The sequence below is a fragment of the Flavisphingomonas formosensis genome (assembly GCF_009755815.1).
GTDB lineage: Bacteria > Pseudomonadota > Alphaproteobacteria > Sphingomonadales > Sphingomonadaceae > Flavisphingomonas > Flavisphingomonas formosensis.
On sequence record NZ_WRPK01000019.1, the window covers coordinates 21,489 to 39,139 of the forward strand.

Below are 17,651 nucleotides of genomic sequence, written 5' to 3' on the forward strand. Positions count from 1 at the left end.
GAACCTGCCCGACGTGACAAACGACCAGTCGATCCTGCCACCCGATCTCGACGCGAGCCTAAGCTGGCTCGAACGGCTGGTCGCGTTCGACACCACGTCGCGTAATTCCAACCTCGCTCTGATCGATCATGTCGCGGCCTATCTTGCCAGGCTGGGCATCCCGTCTCACCGCGTCGCCAATGCGGACGGCGGCAAGGCCAATCTCTATTTCAGCGTCGGGCCGGCCGTACCGGGCGGCATAGTGCTTTCGGGGCATACCGACGTCGTGCCCGTCGATGGTCAGGCATGGGACAGCGATCCCTGGTCGATCATTATCCGCGACGACCGGATCTTCGGGCGCGGCACTGCCGACATGAAGAGCTTCCTGGCGCTCGGGATCGCAGCCATTCCCGAGATGCTGGCTGCCGGACTCCGCCGGCCGATCCATTTCGCTCTTTCCTACGACGAGGAGGTTGGACTGCTCGGCGCGCCGGCGATGATCGCAGAGATTAGCCGCGTGCTCCCGGCACCTGCCGCCGTGGTCGTGGGCGAGCCGACTGAAATGCGTCTCGTTGACCGGCACAAGGGGATTTTGGGCCTGCGTACCACCGTCATCGGTTCGGAAGCACATTCGAGCCAGACGCATCTCGGGGTGAGCGCCAACATGGTCGCGGCGCGTCTCATGGCGAAGATCGACGAGATGGCTAACCGGCTCGCCTCCGCCCCGTCCGACGCCGGGGTCGGCCTGCGGCCTGCGCACACCACCCTCACCATCGGCGTGGTCCACGGCGGCACCGCGCCCAACATCCTTGCCGGCCGATGCGAGTTCATCTGGGATATCCGGCCAACGCCGGGTGACGATGCGCGGGCCCTGCTCGACGAATTCCGCACTTTTGCCGACGCCTTGCAGACGCAGATCAGGCGGGACTTTCCGGATTGCTCGATCACCACCGAGATCCTGTCCGACGCGCCGCCGCTGCGGGCCGAACCCCAGGGGGAGGCGGCGACGCTTGTCACGAGACTTACCGGCAGCAACGCGCGCCACGCCGTCTCTTATGTCGCCGAGGCCGGCCAGTTCCAGCAGGCAGGCTTCTCGACCGTGATCTGCGGCCCCGGATCGATCGAGCAGGCGCACCAGCCCAATGAATATATCAGCATCGCTCAGTTCGTCGCAGGCCGGCGTTTCATGCGGCGGCTGATCGAAGAATTCGCGCGATGAGGCAGCTTGCCGGCCGCTCGCGCGGCTATGCGCTCGCGATCCTGACGCTGGTCTACCTCGTCAACTTCATCGACCGGCAGATCATGCCGGTGCTGCTGCCGCAGATCAAAGCGGAGTTTGGGGTGAGCGACAGCGCGCTGGGCCTGCTGATCGGCCCGACCTTCGCCTTTTTCTACGCCGTTCTCGGCGTGCCGATGGCGATGATCGCCGATCGGGTGAACCGCCGCACGCTGATCGGCGCTTCGCTGTTGCTCTTCTCGGCGATGACCGCGCTCTGCGGCGCCGCCGCTCAATTCTGGCAGCTGGCGCTGGCCCGGATGGGGACCGGCATCGGCGAGGCCGGGACCGGGCCTGCGAGCCAGGCGATGATTGCCGACCTCTATCCCGTCGCCGAGCGAGGCCGCGCCCAGGCGATCTACGCGACTGGCGTCAATCTGGGACTGCTCGTGGCGTTCGCGCTCGGCGGCCTCGTCGCCGAGCGATTTGGCTGGCGGCTGGCCTTCCTGCTCGCGGGCGTGCCGGGCGTACTGCTCGCCATGCTGCTGTTCGCGACGCTGCGCGACCCGCCGCGCGGCCAGTCAGAGACTTTGAGCGATACCGGGACAGCGCCGCCGCTAGGACGCGTGCTGCGCAGCCTCTGGGCAAGCAAGGCATTCCGCCTTACCACTTTCGGCGCCTGCACGACCTGCTTCACCGGCTATGCGGAGGTCGCCTTTTTCCCCTCTTTCCTTGAGCGCTCGCACGTAATGTCGCCAAGCGAGATCGGTCTGCTGGTCGCCCTGATCGCTGGAATTGGCGGGGGTGCCGCAACTTTCGCGTCGGGCTATTTTGCAGACCGCTTCGCCCGCCGCGACGTCCGCTGGAACCTTTACGTCCCGGCGATCGCCGCCTTCCTGCAGCTGCCGCTCGCCGCCGCGTGCTTCTTCAGCGATCGGCTCTGGCTCGTCATCCTGTCGTCGATCCCCATCCTTGCTCTGACCGCGGCCTTCATCGGACCGACCATCGTCGTCGTGCAGCGGCTGGTGCCGCTTCGGATGCGTGCGACGGCGGTGGCCGTCCTGATCCTGATCGACAATCTCATCGGCCTCGGTCTCGGCCCGCAGTTCGTCGGCATCGTGAGCGACTCGCTGCGCCCGAACCTCGGCACGGATTCCCTGCGCGTTGCGATGTTCCTGGCCATGGGCGGATCGGCTGTCTCCGTAGCGGGCTTCCTGTGGGCGGCGCGACATGTGGCCGCCGAGATCGGCGGCTGACGGATCGAAATGCTAAAACAGCCGCGCGCTCGCGCGAAGCGGTGCGGCACGGCGCACGCTAATCGCCGATCATGGCGAGAGGCAAAGGTCCCGCCGGAACAACCAATCAGACTTTGGGGGAAAAATGTCCAGATCATCGGGTCGAACCTCATCCTGCCTCGCCCTGCTCGTCAGCCTTGCCGCATCACCCTCCTTCGCCCAGGAATATTCCGCGAAGGAAGGCAAGGACCAGGACGCTAGCTCGATCGTGGTGACCGGCCGTCGCCTGGTCTCGACCGCCACCAAGACCGAGGTGCCGCTGATCGAGACACCCCAGTCGATCTCGGTCGTCACCCGCCAGAGCCTGGAATTGCGGAACGTCCAGCGGGTCAAGGAAGCGCTGCGGTTCACCGCCGGCGTCCAGGTCGACAAATATGGCGGAGACACCCGCTTCGATCAGATCGAGCTGCGCGGTTTCTCCGCGACGATCTTCGGTGAATATCGCGACGGGCTGCGTCAGGTGAGCAACGGATCGCTGTTCTTCCGCAACGAAGCCTATGGTCTTGAGTCCGTCGAGGTACTCAAGGGCCCGAGCTCGGTTCTGTTCGGTCAGAACGCCCCTGGCGGATTGGTGAACTACGTCTCCAAGAGACCGACCGCCGCCCGCGTCGCCGAAATGCAGGTCGATCTCGGCAACTGGGACCGCTACCAGGTGAAGGCCGATCTGGGCGGCAGCCTCAACCCGAGCGAGACCGTGCTTGCGCGCGTCACCGTGCTCGGGCGCGACGGATCGACCCAACTGCCGGGCAAGTCACGCGACGATCGCATCTACATCGCGCCCGCTATCACTTTCCAACCCACCTCGCGGACGAGCCTCACCCTCTACACCCAGTTCCTCAAGAATGAGTCGAACGGCCAGCCGTTCAACTACACAGACGCCGGCGGCAATTTCACCAAGGTAAGGACCTACGACCCCAATTACGACCAGCTCTCCCAGCAGCAGCTTCTGGCCGGCTGGACGTTCGAGCAGCGCATCGGTGACGTCCTGAAGTTTCGTCAGAACGCGCGCTACGGCGAAATCGAGCTGCACAGCAAGCTTGTCGGCGCAGAGCCTGCGCCGGTCGGCCAGACGATCATCACCCGCCTCGCCTTCGGCACCGATGCCCGCCTGACCAGCAAGGCGATCGACAATCAGCTCAGTGCAGAGCTGAAGGCAGGCGACCTCGGCATCAACCTGCTCGCCGGTTACGATTATACCAAGACCCGAAGCCGCACGACGCAGGAATTTGCATATGGCCCCGGCCAGGGCGTGCCCGATCTCGACATCCTTCATCCCGTCTATGGCACGGTACCGATACCTACTCCGCCATCGCTTGGCACCACCCGCCGCAGCGACAAGCAGGGCGGCTTCTACGGCCAGGCGCAACTCAAATATTCCGGCTGGATCCTCACCGGCGGGGTACGTCGCGATAAGGTCTCGTCGACCGACAACGAGTCCAACGAAAGTGCTACGACCTTTCGCGTCGGTCTCACCAAATTGTTCGAGTTCGGGCTCGCTCCCTATGTCAGTTATGCGACGTCGTTCCAGATCGTTCCGGGGTTCGACCGTCTCGGCAACGCCTTCGTGCCGTCTCATGGCAAGCAGATCGAGGGTGGCGTCAAGTATCAGCCGCGAGGCTTTCCTGGATTCATCACCGCATCGGCCTACAAGCTCACCCAGGACAATGTCCTGACTCTCGACCCCGAGGCCGCCGGTCTCGGCTTCAGCGTGCAGACGGGCGAGATCGAGGCGAAAGGCGTCGAATTCGAAGCGCAGCTCAATCCGATCCGCGGTCTCGCCGCCGGCGCTGCCTTCGCCTATCAGCATGTCGAAGTCACCAAGAGCAACACGATCGACCTGCACAAAACGCCGCCAGGCACGCCCAAGCTGATTACCTCTGCTTACGCTAACTACGAGGTACCGGACGGCGCACTCGCGGGTCTGGGTTTCGGCGGCGCCGTGCGCTATACTGGCCGTACTTGGGCGGACCAGCAGGAACTGGTCCGCAATCATGACGGCGCGACCTATTTCGACGGTTTTCTGTCCTATAGCTGGACTCGGTTCCGCCTTGGCCTCAACGTCGACAACATGTTCGACAAGCGGCCGGTCACATGCAATTTCGGCTATTGCTATCAGATCGCCGGACGATCGATCCTCGGCAGCATTCGTTATCGACTCTGATGCGTTCGCGCCCAGCTGCGGATCTGCGCGGGATCGTGCAGCTGGGCGCCAGCGATCCGGCCGGCGATGTTATCCATCAGGTCGGGTGACCGGCGCTTGAGATGCACATCGAGAAAAGCGCGCGTCAGCCTGCTGATGGCATGCGACACCTGAACCGGATCCGCATCGCCGAAGCGCGCTGCGGCGTCCGGTCCAGTTATGAGTAGCGGCAAGTCAGTCAGGCCCATATGCCGCGTGCCTTCGATCCTGATCCGCACGACGTCACGCGAGAGACCTGCTTCCTGCCAGCGTTGGTACGACAGATCGTTGGGCGAGAAGCTCTCATCGAACGTCTTCGTTCCGAATAGCGCGTAGCGCGTCCAATCGCTCTGGAGCAGCAACAGCGGTCGACGTACCTGCGTGTCGAACAGCTCGGGCGCGAAATTCTGGCCATCGATGTTGACGGCGGCCGTGCAGGACGGGAGGCGCTCGCAAACTGCCACCGCGATCATGCCGCCCGTCGACATGCCGGTTAGCGCGAGGTTCGCAGTGTCGGCCCTCGCAAGGATGTGACGCACCGAAGCGGGCGTTCTGCCGTGCGCAATGGCATCGATCGCGAACAGGATATCGTCTCGCCATGTCTCGAGCCGTTCGTCCAGCCGCGTGTGTGCGACATTCTCGCGAAATTCGTCGACGGCTTTGGTGGCGACATCGAGATCAGGGCTGGTGGTCATGGCCTCCGAGGATGGCTTAAGCGGCCGATCGCCGCTGAAATCGAAATTTGCGGTTATGGTGCGGCCGTCATCCAGGCGGAGGTCCACCGCGTCGCCGGGGTGCGCGATGGAAAGGACTATATATCCGTTGCTGGCCAACTCCTCGGCCAGAGTACTGTTCTGGGTTGGAAGGCTGAGCAGACCGTGGTTGAAGATCACGAGCGGATAACGGCCGGTGCGGGGTAGCGCATCCTTGATGGCGCTGCCCTTCCCTTGGAGGAGAAGCGCCACTTCCGAAGGCTGATACCGGAAGATACGGACGATGCTGGCGGCCTGGATCGATGCGTCGTCGCCCGGAATGAAGGCCGCGCGCTCTCCTGCGGTCCTGCGCGCCGGATACCACAGATAGGCGGGGAGCACACGCGCTGCATCCGCACGATCTGCGCCAACACCGTGCCGATGATCGGCTACCAGCTCGAAATGACGGAAACCAACGGCATACGGCCCTTCCGGTGCCGGCAGATCGGCAGCGATGACCGGTGACGAGACCGTGAGCAGCGAGGCCAACGTCCACTTGAAGATGACGGAAATGCGCATGACTGCCAGCTCCTCAAAGGTCCGTCATAGCTGAGCGCACGAAATATGACGTGCAAATCGGCCCGCCCGCTTGCCACTTGGGTGCGGGTGAGAGACCACAAGCGTGCCCCCCCCAAACTCGCAATTCTGTCCACATCCGCCGCGATCCCGGTCCCGCACCTTTGGTCAATGCGCTTATGGTCGAGGATGCCGACATCGCGATGATCGATCCGGAAGGAGGGTCCGCTATCGTCCGGATGGCCGCCGGCCGTTTTACGCTCCCGTTCTACTGCGCCGGAGCGTTCCTTTTCGCGCGCACCCGTGCTCGCAGGCTGCACGGCCTTTGCCCGATCCGTATGGTTGGCGGCATTTCCGAACTACATGCCTAGTCCAGGCCTGCGCAGCGTGGCTTCCAGTTCGGGAAAGAACTGGCGCCTTGGGGCTGGCACTCGTCGGTCGTGTCCCGGTTGGTGGTGAGCGCGCAGCCGGTCAGCTTTGCTACCGACGAGCTACACCACCAACCGGGACACGACCAAAATGGCTGATGCGCCTCGGTCCAAATTCCATTTGGGTACGTATATTACCCCATTTTGAATATGCTGACATGGCATCAGCATGCCGCAGATGAAAGCTTCCAACCCAGCCTTCCTGCAATTGCTCCACGGTGCCGGCATATTGGGCTTCATTTGCCTTTTGGCTGCGCCCGTATCCGCTTGGCAATGGAAGGTATTGCTGCCGGAACTGCATCGATGGACGCAGATCGACACGATTCCTCGCCATCATGCCGTCTCGACCCAGGGCGTTCCGGCCCCTTATCGAACGATGCACAATCCGTTACCCCCTTCGTCGACAACGATCGCCAGAGGCGGGGCACTCTATGTCGCGAACTGCCTTTCCTGCCATGGTCCCAGCGGCAAAGGCGATGGTTCGATGGGGCACGGTTTGTCGCCGTCACCCTTTGATATCGAGTGGCTGTCCGAAATGAAAATATCGCGGTTCGATGGATTTATGTACTGGACCATCGCAGAAGGAGGCGTGCCTTTCGAAACCTCGATGCCGTCTTTCAAGAAAAGCCTGACGCCCAACGACATATGGGCGGTTACCAGTTACATTCAGGCCGGTCTTCCGCGAACGACGAGGCCGGCGCGATAAGATGGCGTTCACTGGGAGTTGTCGCGTTCTGACGCGACGGGCACGATCTCGGGCGGGCGCGGATTGGCGGGTTCGATTTCCGGTGAAACAGGCCTTTCAGGTGATGACTGCGGTGTGATGGGGTCGGACAGCTGGCTGCCGGGGTCGGTTGTCATGCTGCTTTCTCCTTGTGTGCCAAGGTTTCAGTCTGACGACAATCCTCAGGATCGGTTTCCGTCAGATGCCTGTCGTCCAAAAACGGGCGCAAATTCACCGGTTCGACGACCAGTTCATTTTCCATCGATCGAGGCTATGCGACCATCGAGCATCGCGATCCTCACATCGGCGGCCTCCGCGATGTTGGGGTCATGAGTCACGCAGACCACGGCACGGTTTTCCTCGTGGGCCAAGGTCTTGAACATTTCGACGACGACTGCCGCATTCTTGCTGTCGAGATTTCCGGTGGGTTCATCGCCGAGGATGATTTGAGGGTCATTGGCAAGCGCCCGGGCGATCGCGACCCGCTGGCGCTCCCCGCCTGACAACCGGTCCGGTGTCTTGCCCTCTTTGCCGGCGAGTCCAACGGCCCCGAGCAGCGTTTGTGCTCGCGCAGCAGCCTGCGGTGCATCAAGCGATCCCAGACGTCGGATCGGCAATAGAACATTTTCGAGCGCGGTAAACTCGGGGAGCAGGAAGTGGAACTGGAAGACGAAGCCGAACCGCTCCAGCCGCAGCAGCGCGCGCGCGTCCCCGCCAAGCGACGTCACGTCCTCGCCGTCAACGAGCAGGGTGCCGCTGGTGGGGCGATCGAGCAGACCCAGGAGATAGAGCAGAGAGGACTTGCCGCATCCAGATGGTCCGATAATCGTCGTGAACCGACCGCGCTCCAGGGCAAGCGAGGCATCGTCGACAAGCGTGGTAGGTGGATCGCCCCCCAGCATGCGCACCACGTTGCGGGCTTCGAGCGCGATCATGCCGCCCCGCGCAGGATATCGACGGGATCGACCCGGGCCGCTTTGCGAGCGGGCAACCAAGCGGCTATAATTCCAGCGATCAGAGACGCTGTCGCCGCAATCAGATATTGCCGCACGCCATGATCGAGCGGAAGATATTGATCCTCGCCCGCGACAGGAAAGCGCAGCGATCCGAGCGCCGACATGAGGCCAAAGCCGAGTGCCCAGCCCAGCACGATACCGATGACCGCGACAATCAGGCCTTCTATGACGAAAACGAGTTGCAGGTCGCTTTGCGAAAAGCCGATCGAACGCAGAATGGCGATGTCGCGGCGCTTGTCCGACACGCTGGTGGACACAGCGGTATAGATACCGAAGCTCGCGACCAGAAGGATGGCGGAGACGACGGTGTACATGATGACGTTCCGCGTTACGAGCACCGAAAGGATATCGGATGAGCGCTCCTGCCAGCTTTGCGCCTTATAGCCGAACCGTGCCTCGAGCCGCTTGGCGACGCTGTCGGCGGCATAGGGGTCCCGCAGCTTGATCCCGATCCGATTGATGATGAAGGGTCGTTCGAGCAGTGACTGTGCTTCGCGTAGCAGGACATAGCCCGAAGTTTCGGCGACTGCGGTCTGGCCGCGCTTCAGCAGCCCGACGATCCTGAGCGACCGGGTCGCGCCCGAGGCCGAGGTCGCAGCCACGACATCGCCCATGCCGACGCCAAGGCGTGCCGCGAGTTCCTCCCCAACGATGAGGCCGCCCTGCGTCGTTTCCAGATCGCGGAGATGCCCGGCACGCAGGTTGCTTTCTATCGTGCTGACCCGGATCTCCTTCTCGGGATCGATGCCGATCACACCGAGTGCTTCGTCATGTCCACCAAGTTTAAGGGTGACACCACCGCTCAGGCTGGCCGAGGCAATCGACCCGGATAGGATCTCGGCGGACGCGACGAGCGCCGGCCAATCCTTGATCCCGCGCGCTTCGGTGCGGGTCTTGAAATGTCGCAGCATCACAGCTCCTTGTCCGAAGACGATTGTCCCGGGCTGAGGCCGTGGGCTCCGGATCTCATCGGTCACTACGATATGTGGGGCTGCGTCGATGAGGCGGGTGATGAAATCGTTCTGGCTCCCGACCATAAGCGCCGAAACAGCCAGAAAAAACCCGACGCCGACAGCGACGCCGATGACGGCGACCACGCTCTGCCGCTTGCGTCTGGCGAGATGTCTGATCGCTATGTAGAGAAGGAGTGGCACTGGCGTTGGCTAGTGGTCTGCGGCAGCGACACGCGCGCCTTCCTGCAGGCGGCCGTCCGGGGTATCGACAATCCGAGCGTTGGGTGCGATGCCGCGAACCTCGCTGCTATGCAGCCCTCGAATGCCGAGCACTACACGCTGGCGATGCGCGCGGCCATTGACGATGAGCCAAACATAGTCGCCGTCGATCGCCGACGAAGGAACAAGCAACCCATCCGCAACGTAGCGCGAGACGATGTTGACCTCGAGACTCAGACCGAGCGGGAGGACGAAGTCGTCGTCGAGCAGGAGTCGCGCCCGGAAAGCGCGCTGCTCCGGATCCCCGGTCGGCGTGATCTCGGCGACATGTGCGCGGATGACGCGGCCGGGCCATGCATCGGAAGAAATCAGCGCGCGTTGCCCAACATGCACGCGGGGAATGTCGCGCTCATCGACGGTTGCAGTGATCCGCGCGCGCCGCGGATCGCCAAGCAGCATGAGCGTTCGCGTCGGGACGGCGAGTTCGCCCGGCTGGATGTCCTGTTTGATCACGATGCCGTCAATGCCCGCTCGCACCACATTCTGGCCGAGCTTGGCGGCGGCCGTGCGTTCCGCAGCGCGAGCGGCCTCGCCGTTGGCAACCGCAGCGTCGCGATCCGCGCGGGTCGTCCAGCCCTGGCCATAGAGAGTGACGATCCTCTGCTCGGTGAGTGTGGCGCCGACACTCTGGGCGTGCGCCTGCGCATAGCTGCCGCGCAGGTCGGTATCGTCAAGTGTGAGCAGGGCCTGCCCCCGACGCACCCTATCGCCCTCCCCCACCAGCACCGCCTTCACCGGCGCGGTAAGCCGCGCGGCGACCGCGACCGGTTGCAGGGGTTCGACGAAGCCGGTTGCATAGACGAGTTCGACGGCAGGACCCCGGTGAGGCCCGACAACCGGGACGCGGGTGGGCCGCAGAAGCAGATACGCCCCAGCGATCAGCAGCAAAGCTACCAGAAGAGCGCCAACGCTCAGCCAGGCAAGGCGCGCGCGCGTCATGGCGCCATCATGACTCCGGAAAATGGAAAGTTGCACGAGAAGGAGGGCGCGCACTCAACCCGCCCTTCCCGGCGGGCTCAGTGTCCAAGAATGAGCGGCAGCTGGGCGTTGCCGAGCATTCGCTTGGTCACGCCGCCGAACGTTTCCATGAACCGCCCATGGCTATAGGCGCCCATCAACACATAATCGGCACCGAACGTGATCGCTTCGGCCTCGATCAACCGATCGGCGGCGTGGAGACCATCCTCGATAATATGCACGGTGGCATGCACACCGTGACGCGACAGATATTCGGCGGCAAGCGTCGGTTCGACCTTCTCGCTGCCGTCCCGCGCCGTGAAGATTTCGACCGCCTCGGCACGCTGCAAGAGCGGCACGCAGGCACGCAGTGTCGCTGCCGCGGACGCCTGGCCATCCCAGGCGACAAGGGCCCGCTCGAGGTCAAGCCTTTTGCAATCATCGGGCATGGCAACGATGGGCGCCCGGGCATGCATCAGGATGCGGCTCGCCACGTCGCGCATGTCGGGATAGGGAAATTGATCGAGCTTACGATTCAGAACGATGACGTCCGAGAGCATCGCGACGTCGCAAACACCATCGACGAAATTGCCCGTGACATCCGTCCAGTCCCAGGAGACATCCTCATGCGCGAGGCGCGCTTCGAGGGTGGTCTTGTTCTTGCCCTCGCGTTCGCGCTCATCGGTGAGCAGCATCGCTTCGGCAATGCCGGGTGAGTAGATATCCCCCACCATCGCAGGAAATAATGCGACGTCGATGCAGCTCAGATGGCCGTCGAGCGCCCGCGTCAAATCCAGTGCCGCCTGCAAGCGGGCTTCCTGACCTTCATCGTCATGCACCAAGAGAAGAATATTCTTCATCACCGCCTCCACCATGACTTGTCGAAACGCTATGGGAGCGCTTTCGTAGTCGATATGCGGGATGGTACTTAGACGGACCGAAACGGATGTATTCCCATCCGTTTGGAAAATCAGACCACTTATCAAAGGCTTAGAGAATAGGCTTGCCGCCCGTAACGGCGATTGTAGCGCCCGAGATATAGCTCGCCTCGTCGGTCGCGAGCATCACATAGGCAGGCGCCAGTTCCCTGGGCTGCGCAGGGCGCCCGAGCGGCGTGCTCTTGCCGAATTCCTTCACCTGGTCGGGCGGCATGGTGGAAGGGATCAGCGGCGTCCATACCGGTCCCGGCGCGACGCAATTCACCCGGATCTTCTTCTGGCCCAGCAGTTGCGCAAGGCCGCCGGTGAAGTTCTGGACCGCGCCCTTCGTCGTTGCATAGGGCAGCAGTGTCGGCTTCGGCGTATCGGCGTTTACCGACGTCGTGTTGATGATGGCGCTGCCCTCCCTCATGTGCGGGAGCGCGGCCTTGGCCAGATAGAACATCGCGTGGATGTTGATAGCGAAGGTCTTGTCCCATTCCTCGTCCGGAATGTCCTCGAGATTTTCGTAGGTCATCTGGTGGGCGGCGTTGTTGACGAGGATATCGACCCGTCCGAACGCCTCGACGGCCTTGTCGACGATCGCGCGGCAATGCGCGGCGGCGCTGATATCGCCCGGAACCAGCACTGCCTCTTGTCCAGCCTGTTCGATCCAGCGGGCGGTCTCTTGAGCGTCCTCGTCTTCGCTCAGATAGGCGATGAGTACATCAGCGCCTTCGCGCGCATATGCGATCGCCACTGCGCGGCCGATGCCGCTGTCTCCGCCGGTTATGATCGCCTTCTTGCCTGCAAGGCGGCCGGAGCCGCGATAGCTTTCCTCGCCATGATCCGGGCGAGGGTCCATTTCGTCCGTGCGTCCGGGAACCTCCTGCCGTTGCTCGGGGAGGGGCGGTTTGACCGCTTCGAGGGTTTCGTCGCTCATCAGCCGGCACTCCTTGACGCATTTGCACGAAGCGTTCCAGCTCCAGCGGAGTTCCCCTCCGAATACTCGAACGAGCAGCGAAGTTGCCGAAGCGTGCGGCGTGCGCGCCCGCCGAATTCTTCGAATTACATAGGTTAGCTGATGTTCTGTGCAGGGAGTGCCGGAACGGCGATAGGTCCACATCAACAGGGAACGAGAAGCCGGGCGGCATTCCTCCTCATTGTCTGGCGATCAGGGAGCGGAGAACCTCGGAAAAATGCTCGACTTCATCCAGGCGGTTATAATGAACCAAGGAAGCGCGAACGGCACCGCTGTCCATCGCGAGACCCAGCCTCCCCATCAATCGTGGGGCATACATATGGCCATCACGTATACCAATTCCCTTGGCCGCCATCGCGGCCGTGACGTCGGCCGGCGCCATTCCGTTCACATTGAAGCTGATCGTCGGCACCCGTTCTTCAACCTCTTGTGTGCCGTAGATGACGGCATCGCAACCGCGGAGCGCCTCCAGCAGGGCAGCGGATAGCCTCCTCTCATATCCCGCGATGCCGGCCATCGCGGCCTCGATCTTGGCGCGGGGATTCGCTGAGGCTCCCGGAAGTAGCAGCTTCCCGCCCAGCCATCCGAGATAATCGACTGCGGCAGCCATACCCGCCACATTCTCGTAGATGAACGTGCCGGCTTCGATCTTGTACGGTGGCTCGTCGGGAATGAAATCCTCGCGGAAGGTGGGCAGGCTGCGCAGCTTTTCGCGGCGCCCCCAGAGGAAGCCCATATGCGGCGAGAACGCCTTGTAGCCCGAACAGACGAGATAGTCGCAACCCCATGCCTGCACGTCCACGAGCGCATGCGGCGTGTAATGGACGCAATCCACGAACATCTCGGCGCCGACCGCGTGCGCCGCCGCGGCGACGGACGTGATATCGACCAGCGTGCCCAGCGCGTGCGAGACTGCGGTGCAGGCAACCAGCCGCGTGCGTTCGGAAAGCAGCGGCACCAGATCCTCGACGTGCAGGCGATAGTCGTCGCGCATGCGCCAGAAGACGATCCTGGCCCCCATGTCGCGCAGCGCCAGCCAGGTCGCCACATTGGCGTCGTGATCGAGATCGGTGACGACGATCTCGTTGCGCTGTGGTGGCAGCGACTGGCCGATGGCGAGGCTGATCGTGCGGATGAAGGAGGTCGCGTTCATGCCGAACGCCACCTCCTCCGGATCGGCCGCGTTGAGCAGCAGCGCCACCTTGGCGCGCGCCTCGGCGATGACCCGGTCGACCGCCTCGCTCTTCGGGTAGCGCCCGCCCCTCTGCACATTGCTGTGCAGGAGATGATGCGTCACCGCATCGAGCACACGCTGCGGGATTTGCGCGCCGGCGGCATTGTCGAAATAGAGAAAAGGCTCGGCCAGCGCCGGAAACTGCGCGCGAACCTCTTCGATCGGGAACGGCGAGGACCGCTCCGCGTCATTGGCAATCTGTTCCTGTCCCACGAAATACTCGCTTTTCTGGTGATGGATATGGTCCGAGACCGAAAGGGCCTCAGCTCTTCGTCAGCTCCTCGATGGAACGATAATCCTCGTCGATGCCGAAGTTGCGCGGCCCGATGACGCAAAGCCCCTCCGGCGTGCGCAGCAGCGGGTCGGCGCTGTAGCCGATCACCTTGACGCGCTGTCCGTAGGCGAGGCGCTCCGCCGTGATCGGCTCGCCGGATTCGCGATCGAGGATCGTGATGAGATCGGGCACGATGGTCACCGTCTCGCCGTTGCGGCGCGCGACGGTGAACTCGTTCTGGATGTCGACGGTGAAGACGTCGTCCGCATCGGACAGCGGCTTCAGCGTCGCCCGCCCCCAATGCCAGCCGCCCCGCGTCTCGTGCGTGACGTCGACGATCTTGCCGTCGAACAGGATCGTGGCGAAGCGGCCATCCTGGTTGAGATGCCCAAGCAGCGTGTCGAACACATCGAGCGATCCTTCCCGCGCCTCGCGGATGCAGCGGCCGATCTCCTGGCTCTTGGTGAGCGTGCCGTTGACGGCCACCCGCTTCACCTCGGCGCCCGTCATCGGATAGAAAGCGCCGAAGACGCTTGCGCCGAGCGCGCTGGTGACCGCGCGGACGACCTTCTCGGCATCGAGATCGTTCACCGTCTCGATAACCACGGAATTGCCGGATTCATCCAGGATCAGGCCCGGCGTCGCCGGGCAGCCATAGATGCTGAAGGTCGACATCTCAGTGCGCGGGATCGCGCGGCCGACGCCGTCGCCATCCAGCACCGGCAGACCGCTGATCGCCGACAGGGCCAGCGGGAACATCGAATTCACGCCGCCGATCTCGCAGCTGATCAGCATGTCGACCGGCCGGCCGTAAAGCCGCTCGGCGCGGCGCAATATCTCCAGCAGCGTCTTCTCGCTGGCCAGATGTTCGAGCATCACGGACGGCGAGCCGATGCCCGCTATGGTAATGACGAGCGCATCGTCCGGCGCGTCCTCCAGCCGCACGACCCGCGGAGCATTGCCCTTCTTGAGCTGCGCCTGGAGGAACAGCTCGCCCACATAGGGATCGCCGCCCCCGCCGGTGCCGAGCAGCACGGCGCCCCGCGCGATGTCCTTGATGTCCGTGGCGTTATCGATCTTGATCACGGGAACCTCGAATGAAAGGAAATGACAGCGTTCAGCGCAGGGTCGCGAGCGGACCGGCGGCGCGAACCCTGATCTGCACCGATCCGGCCTTCATGTGGGTGAGCGGCAGCTCGGTCACGTCGACCACCTCGACCGCATCGGGATCGGCGCCCGCCTGGACGGCGGCGGCCAGCGCCTCCTGCTTGGCGGTGGCCAGCGCACCCTCGCGTCCGCCGGAGGACAGGTCGTACAGCCGGTCGACGCGGCCGCTCACCAGGGCGATCGCGGCGCCGATGGCGTTCGCCACCTCGGCATGCTTCGGCCGGAGCACCTGCGATGCGCCCTTGATATCCCGCGAAATCAGGATGTTGCCTCCACCAACCAGGATCAGCGGCATCGGCTGAGAGCTCGTCTTCACCTGATCGATCCCATCGGTCACGGCTTGGTGGATGGCGTCGAGCGCGGCTTCGGTGAACGCGTCATCGAGATGCGCGACCCTGCCGGAGTCGCCGAGCGCAATCCCCTGTGAGCGCACCGCGATGTCGGTGGTGGTCAGCGTGTCGCCTCCGAACACCAGGCCTTCCTGCTGGAGCCGGAAGCCCACCGAGTCGGGACCGACGCGAATGGCTCCATCCGCGCGCTGGCGGACCAAGCTGCCGCCGCCCAGCCCGATCGAGAGCACGTCAGGCATGCGGAAATTGGTCCGCACGCCGCCGATATAGTTGGCCGCCGTCGTCTCGCGCGGGAAGCCCTTGCGCAGGAAGCCGATATCGGTGGTGGTGCCACCGATATCGGCGACGATCGCCTCGCTCAGCCCGGTCAGGAACGCCGCGCCGCGGATGCTGTTGGTGGGCCCGGCCGAGCAAGTCAGGATGGGAAAGCGCTGCGCTTCGTCGGTGGTGATCAGCGTCCCGTCATTCTGGCTGATGAAGATCGGCACATGGATGTCGAGCTCGGCAAAGGCCTCGATGAGCGACTGCACGACCTTCCTGCCCAGATCGGCGAGCGAGGCGTTGACGATCGTCGCATTCTCGCGATCGATCAGGCCGAGGCCGCCGAGCTGGGCCGAAAGAGTGATGGTGGCATCCGGCACCTCCTCGCGGACGATCGCCGCCGCGCGTTCCTCGATGTCCGGCCGCATCGGCGCGAAATTGGCGGAGATGGCGAAGGAACGCAGCCCGCGGGCGGCGGCCTCGCGCGCGGCCGCGCGGACCGCGTACACATCGAGCGGCGCATATTCCTCGCCGGTGTAGAAGGAGCCGCCGCCCACCATGTGGACCGACGATCCCAGCGCCTCCACCACATCGTCCGGCCAGCCCGCCATGGGCGGCACGCCGTCGGCCTTGGGCAGCGACACGCGGATGACCGCGACCGGCGCCAGCCCCCGCCGCTGGACGAACGCGTTCACGAACTGGGTGGTGCCGATCATCACGGCCTCGATCCGTTCGCGCGGGCCGCCCCAGTCGCGAAGGATACGCGATGCGACATCGACGACGCCCGAGCGGACGTCGGCAGTCGTAAAGCTCTTGGCGGTGTGGAGCACCTCCCTGCCCAGCATCAGCACGGCATCGGTGTTCGTGCCGCCGACATCGAAACCCAACCTTAGGATATCACGCATTATATCTGATCCGTTCGCCTATCAGTTCACCAGGTTCTTGAAGATTTCGCCGCCCTTCATGATGAAGGGCGTCCGCTCGGGCCTGCCGAGCACCGCGATATCGGCCAGCGGATCGCCATCGACGGCGATGATGTCCGCAAAGGCGCCAGGTGCGATCACGCCCAGCCGGCCCTCCATCTGCAGCAGCGCGGCGTTGATCGACGTCGCCGAGCGCAGGATCTCGATAGGCCGGCAGACGTCGGCGCGCAGGACGAACTCCCGCGCCTGCTGATCCATCGCATCGCCCACCAGATCCGTGCCGAAACCGATCCGCGCCCCTGCCGTGCGCAGCAGGTCGAGCGAGGCGAGCGCATGACGCGCGACCTCGGCGGCCTTGGCACGCATCGCCGGCGTCAAGCCGAGCTCCGGCCCGCGCCGGCTGAGCACGTCGGTGATCACCAGCGTCGGCACGGCGAACGCATCGCCAGTCGCCGCGATGGCGCGGGCGCCATCCTCCTCCAGGATCGTCGCATGCTCGATCGACCGGATGCCGTTGCGCAGGCAGCGCAGCGCCGCCTCGTTGGTATGCGCATGCGCCATCACATAGACGCGGCGGGACCGGGCCTCGGCGACCGCCGCCTGAATCTCCTCGTCGGACAATTGGTTCATCCACAGCGGGTCGCTGGGCGTCAGCACGCCGCCCGAGACGAACAGCTTGATCTGGTGCGCGCCGCGCCGCAGCTGCTCGCGCACCGCCCTGCGCACCTCGTCGACCCCGTCCGCCACCATCGTCGCCGATCCGCAATAGGCGCAGCTGCATAACGGATAGTGATCCGGCGCGCGCGGATCGCCATGGCCGCCGGTCTGGCTGATCGCGAGCCCTGGATAGAAGAAGCGCGGGCCGCGGATCAGCCCCTGCTCGGTTCCGATGGCAAGCGCGATGTCGCCGCCGGCGGCATCGCGGACGGTGGTGAAGCCGCGGGCGAGCATGTCCTCCAATATCCGGCGTGCCTGCAACGCGCGCAGCGCCGGATAGGTGCGGTCGATGTTGGAAAGATTCCCGTCCGAACCATAGGCATGCACATGCGCATCGATCAGCCCGGGCATCACGAAGCGCCCGCCCAGATCGATGCGATCCTCGCCCCCGGCGAGGGGCCGATCCGCGATTTCCCGGATCAGCCCGTCCTCGACGCGGATCGATCGTCCCGCTCCCACCGTCTCGGACACGCCGTCGAATATCCGGCAATTGTCGAGAATCATCGATCGCGACGCTCCGTTTCCAGCCGGC

16 protein-coding genes are annotated in these 17,651 nt (G+C 64.0%); 4 read left to right on the plus strand and 12 right to left on the minus strand.

Features of this window, described 5'->3' with window-relative positions; all coding sequences use genetic code 11:
* The first annotated feature begins 13 nt into the window (after positions 1 to 13).
* The 3 genes from argE to GQY20_RS30735 all read left to right on the plus strand — a co-directional run bounded on the left by argE (position 14) and on the right by GQY20_RS30735 (position 4,651).
* Positions 14 to 1,198, plus strand: coding sequence for an acetylornithine deacetylase (gene argE, locus GQY20_RS30725; RefSeq protein ID WP_232476342.1), 1,185 nt, complete (start codon positions 14 to 16; stop codon positions 1,196 to 1,198).
* Complete coding sequence (locus GQY20_RS30730; RefSeq protein WP_157220999.1) at positions 1,195 to 2,451, plus strand: spinster family MFS transporter; 1,257 nt, start codon at positions 1,195 to 1,197, stop codon at positions 2,449 to 2,451. The genes argE and GQY20_RS30730 overlap by 4 nt, the downstream gene beginning before the upstream one ends.
* 124 nt (positions 2,452 to 2,575) lie before the next feature.
* Entirely contained in the window at positions 2,576 to 4,651 is a 2,076-nt protein-coding gene (locus GQY20_RS30735) for a TonB-dependent siderophore receptor (RefSeq protein ID WP_157221000.1), read from the plus strand.
* Here GQY20_RS30735 and GQY20_RS30740 read toward each other — a convergent pair.
* Positions 4,639 to 5,940: an alpha/beta hydrolase gene (locus tag GQY20_RS30740; protein ID WP_157221001.1), complete on the minus strand. Its 1,302-nt coding sequence runs from the start codon at positions 5,938 to 5,940 to the stop codon at positions 4,639 to 4,641. The two genes, GQY20_RS30735 and GQY20_RS30740, sit on opposite strands and share 13 nt — an antisense overlap.
* Positions 5,941 to 6,534: 594 nt before the next feature.
* On the opposite strand from GQY20_RS30740, the gene GQY20_RS30745 reads away from it, so the two are divergent.
* Complete coding sequence (locus GQY20_RS30745; protein WP_157221002.1) at positions 6,535 to 7,071, plus strand: c-type cytochrome; 537 nt, start codon at positions 6,535 to 6,537, stop codon at positions 7,069 to 7,071.
* A gap of 8 nt (positions 7,072 to 7,079) precedes the next feature.
* Here GQY20_RS30745 and GQY20_RS30750 read toward each other — a convergent pair whose 3' ends face one another.
* From GQY20_RS30750 to GQY20_RS30795, 11 genes are all read right to left on the minus strand, one after another.
* Positions 7,080 to 7,226 carry a hypothetical protein gene (locus GQY20_RS30750; protein WP_157221003.1) on the minus strand — a complete coding sequence of 49 codons (147 nt, stop codon included), beginning with the start codon at positions 7,224 to 7,226 and terminating at the stop codon, positions 7,080 to 7,082.
* Entirely contained in the window at positions 7,223 to 7,351 is a 129-nt protein-coding gene (locus GQY20_RS32910) for a hypothetical protein (RefSeq protein ID WP_269769802.1), read from the minus strand. The genes GQY20_RS30750 and GQY20_RS32910 overlap by 4 nt, the downstream gene beginning before the upstream one ends.
* Positions 7,341 to 8,024 (minus strand): ABC transporter ATP-binding protein, encoded by a 684-nt coding sequence (locus GQY20_RS30755; protein WP_157221004.1) that lies wholly within the window; start codon positions 8,022 to 8,024, stop codon positions 7,341 to 7,343. The genes GQY20_RS32910 and GQY20_RS30755 overlap by 11 nt, the downstream gene beginning before the upstream one ends.
* The gene (locus GQY20_RS30760; protein ID WP_157221005.1) at positions 8,021 to 9,259 is read right to left on the minus strand and encodes an ABC transporter permease; all 1,239 of its coding nucleotides are present in this window, start codon (positions 9,257 to 9,259) and stop codon (positions 8,021 to 8,023) included. The genes GQY20_RS30755 and GQY20_RS30760 overlap by 4 nt, the downstream gene beginning before the upstream one ends.
* 9 nt (positions 9,260 to 9,268) lie before the next feature.
* On the minus strand, positions 9,269 to 10,276 hold the full coding sequence (locus GQY20_RS30765; RefSeq protein WP_157221006.1) for an efflux RND transporter periplasmic adaptor subunit: 1,008 nt from the start codon (positions 10,274 to 10,276) through the stop codon (positions 9,269 to 9,271).
* Positions 10,277 to 10,353: 77 nt separating this feature from the next.
* Positions 10,354 to 11,169: a universal stress protein gene (locus tag GQY20_RS30770; RefSeq protein ID WP_232476344.1), complete on the minus strand. Its 816-nt coding sequence runs from the start codon at positions 11,167 to 11,169 to the stop codon at positions 10,354 to 10,356.
* A gap of 115 nt (positions 11,170 to 11,284) precedes the next feature.
* Positions 11,285 to 12,154: an SDR family oxidoreductase gene (locus GQY20_RS30775; protein WP_157221007.1), complete on the minus strand. Its 870-nt coding sequence runs from the start codon at positions 12,152 to 12,154 to the stop codon at positions 11,285 to 11,287.
* Between the two features lie 217 nt (positions 12,155 to 12,371).
* Positions 12,372 to 13,640, minus strand: a complete 1,269-nt coding sequence (locus GQY20_RS30780) for a cysteine desulfurase-like protein (protein ID WP_198351315.1) — start codon at positions 13,638 to 13,640, stop codon at positions 12,372 to 12,374.
* Positions 13,641 to 13,689: 49 nt separating this feature from the next.
* The gene (locus tag GQY20_RS30785) at positions 13,690 to 14,787 is read right to left on the minus strand and encodes a DUF917 domain-containing protein (protein ID WP_157221008.1); all 1,098 of its coding nucleotides are present in this window, start codon (positions 14,785 to 14,787) and stop codon (positions 13,690 to 13,692) included.
* 31 nt (positions 14,788 to 14,818) lie between these two features.
* Positions 14,819 to 16,384, minus strand: a complete 1,566-nt coding sequence (locus GQY20_RS30790; protein ID WP_157221009.1) for a hydantoinase/oxoprolinase family protein — start codon at positions 16,382 to 16,384, stop codon at positions 14,819 to 14,821.
* A 21-nt stretch (positions 16,385 to 16,405) separates the two neighbouring features.
* Positions 16,406 to 17,623, minus strand: a complete 1,218-nt coding sequence (locus GQY20_RS30795; protein WP_232476345.1) for a metal-dependent hydrolase family protein — start codon at positions 17,621 to 17,623, stop codon at positions 16,406 to 16,408.
* Between the last annotated feature and the right edge of the window lie 28 nt (positions 17,624 to 17,651).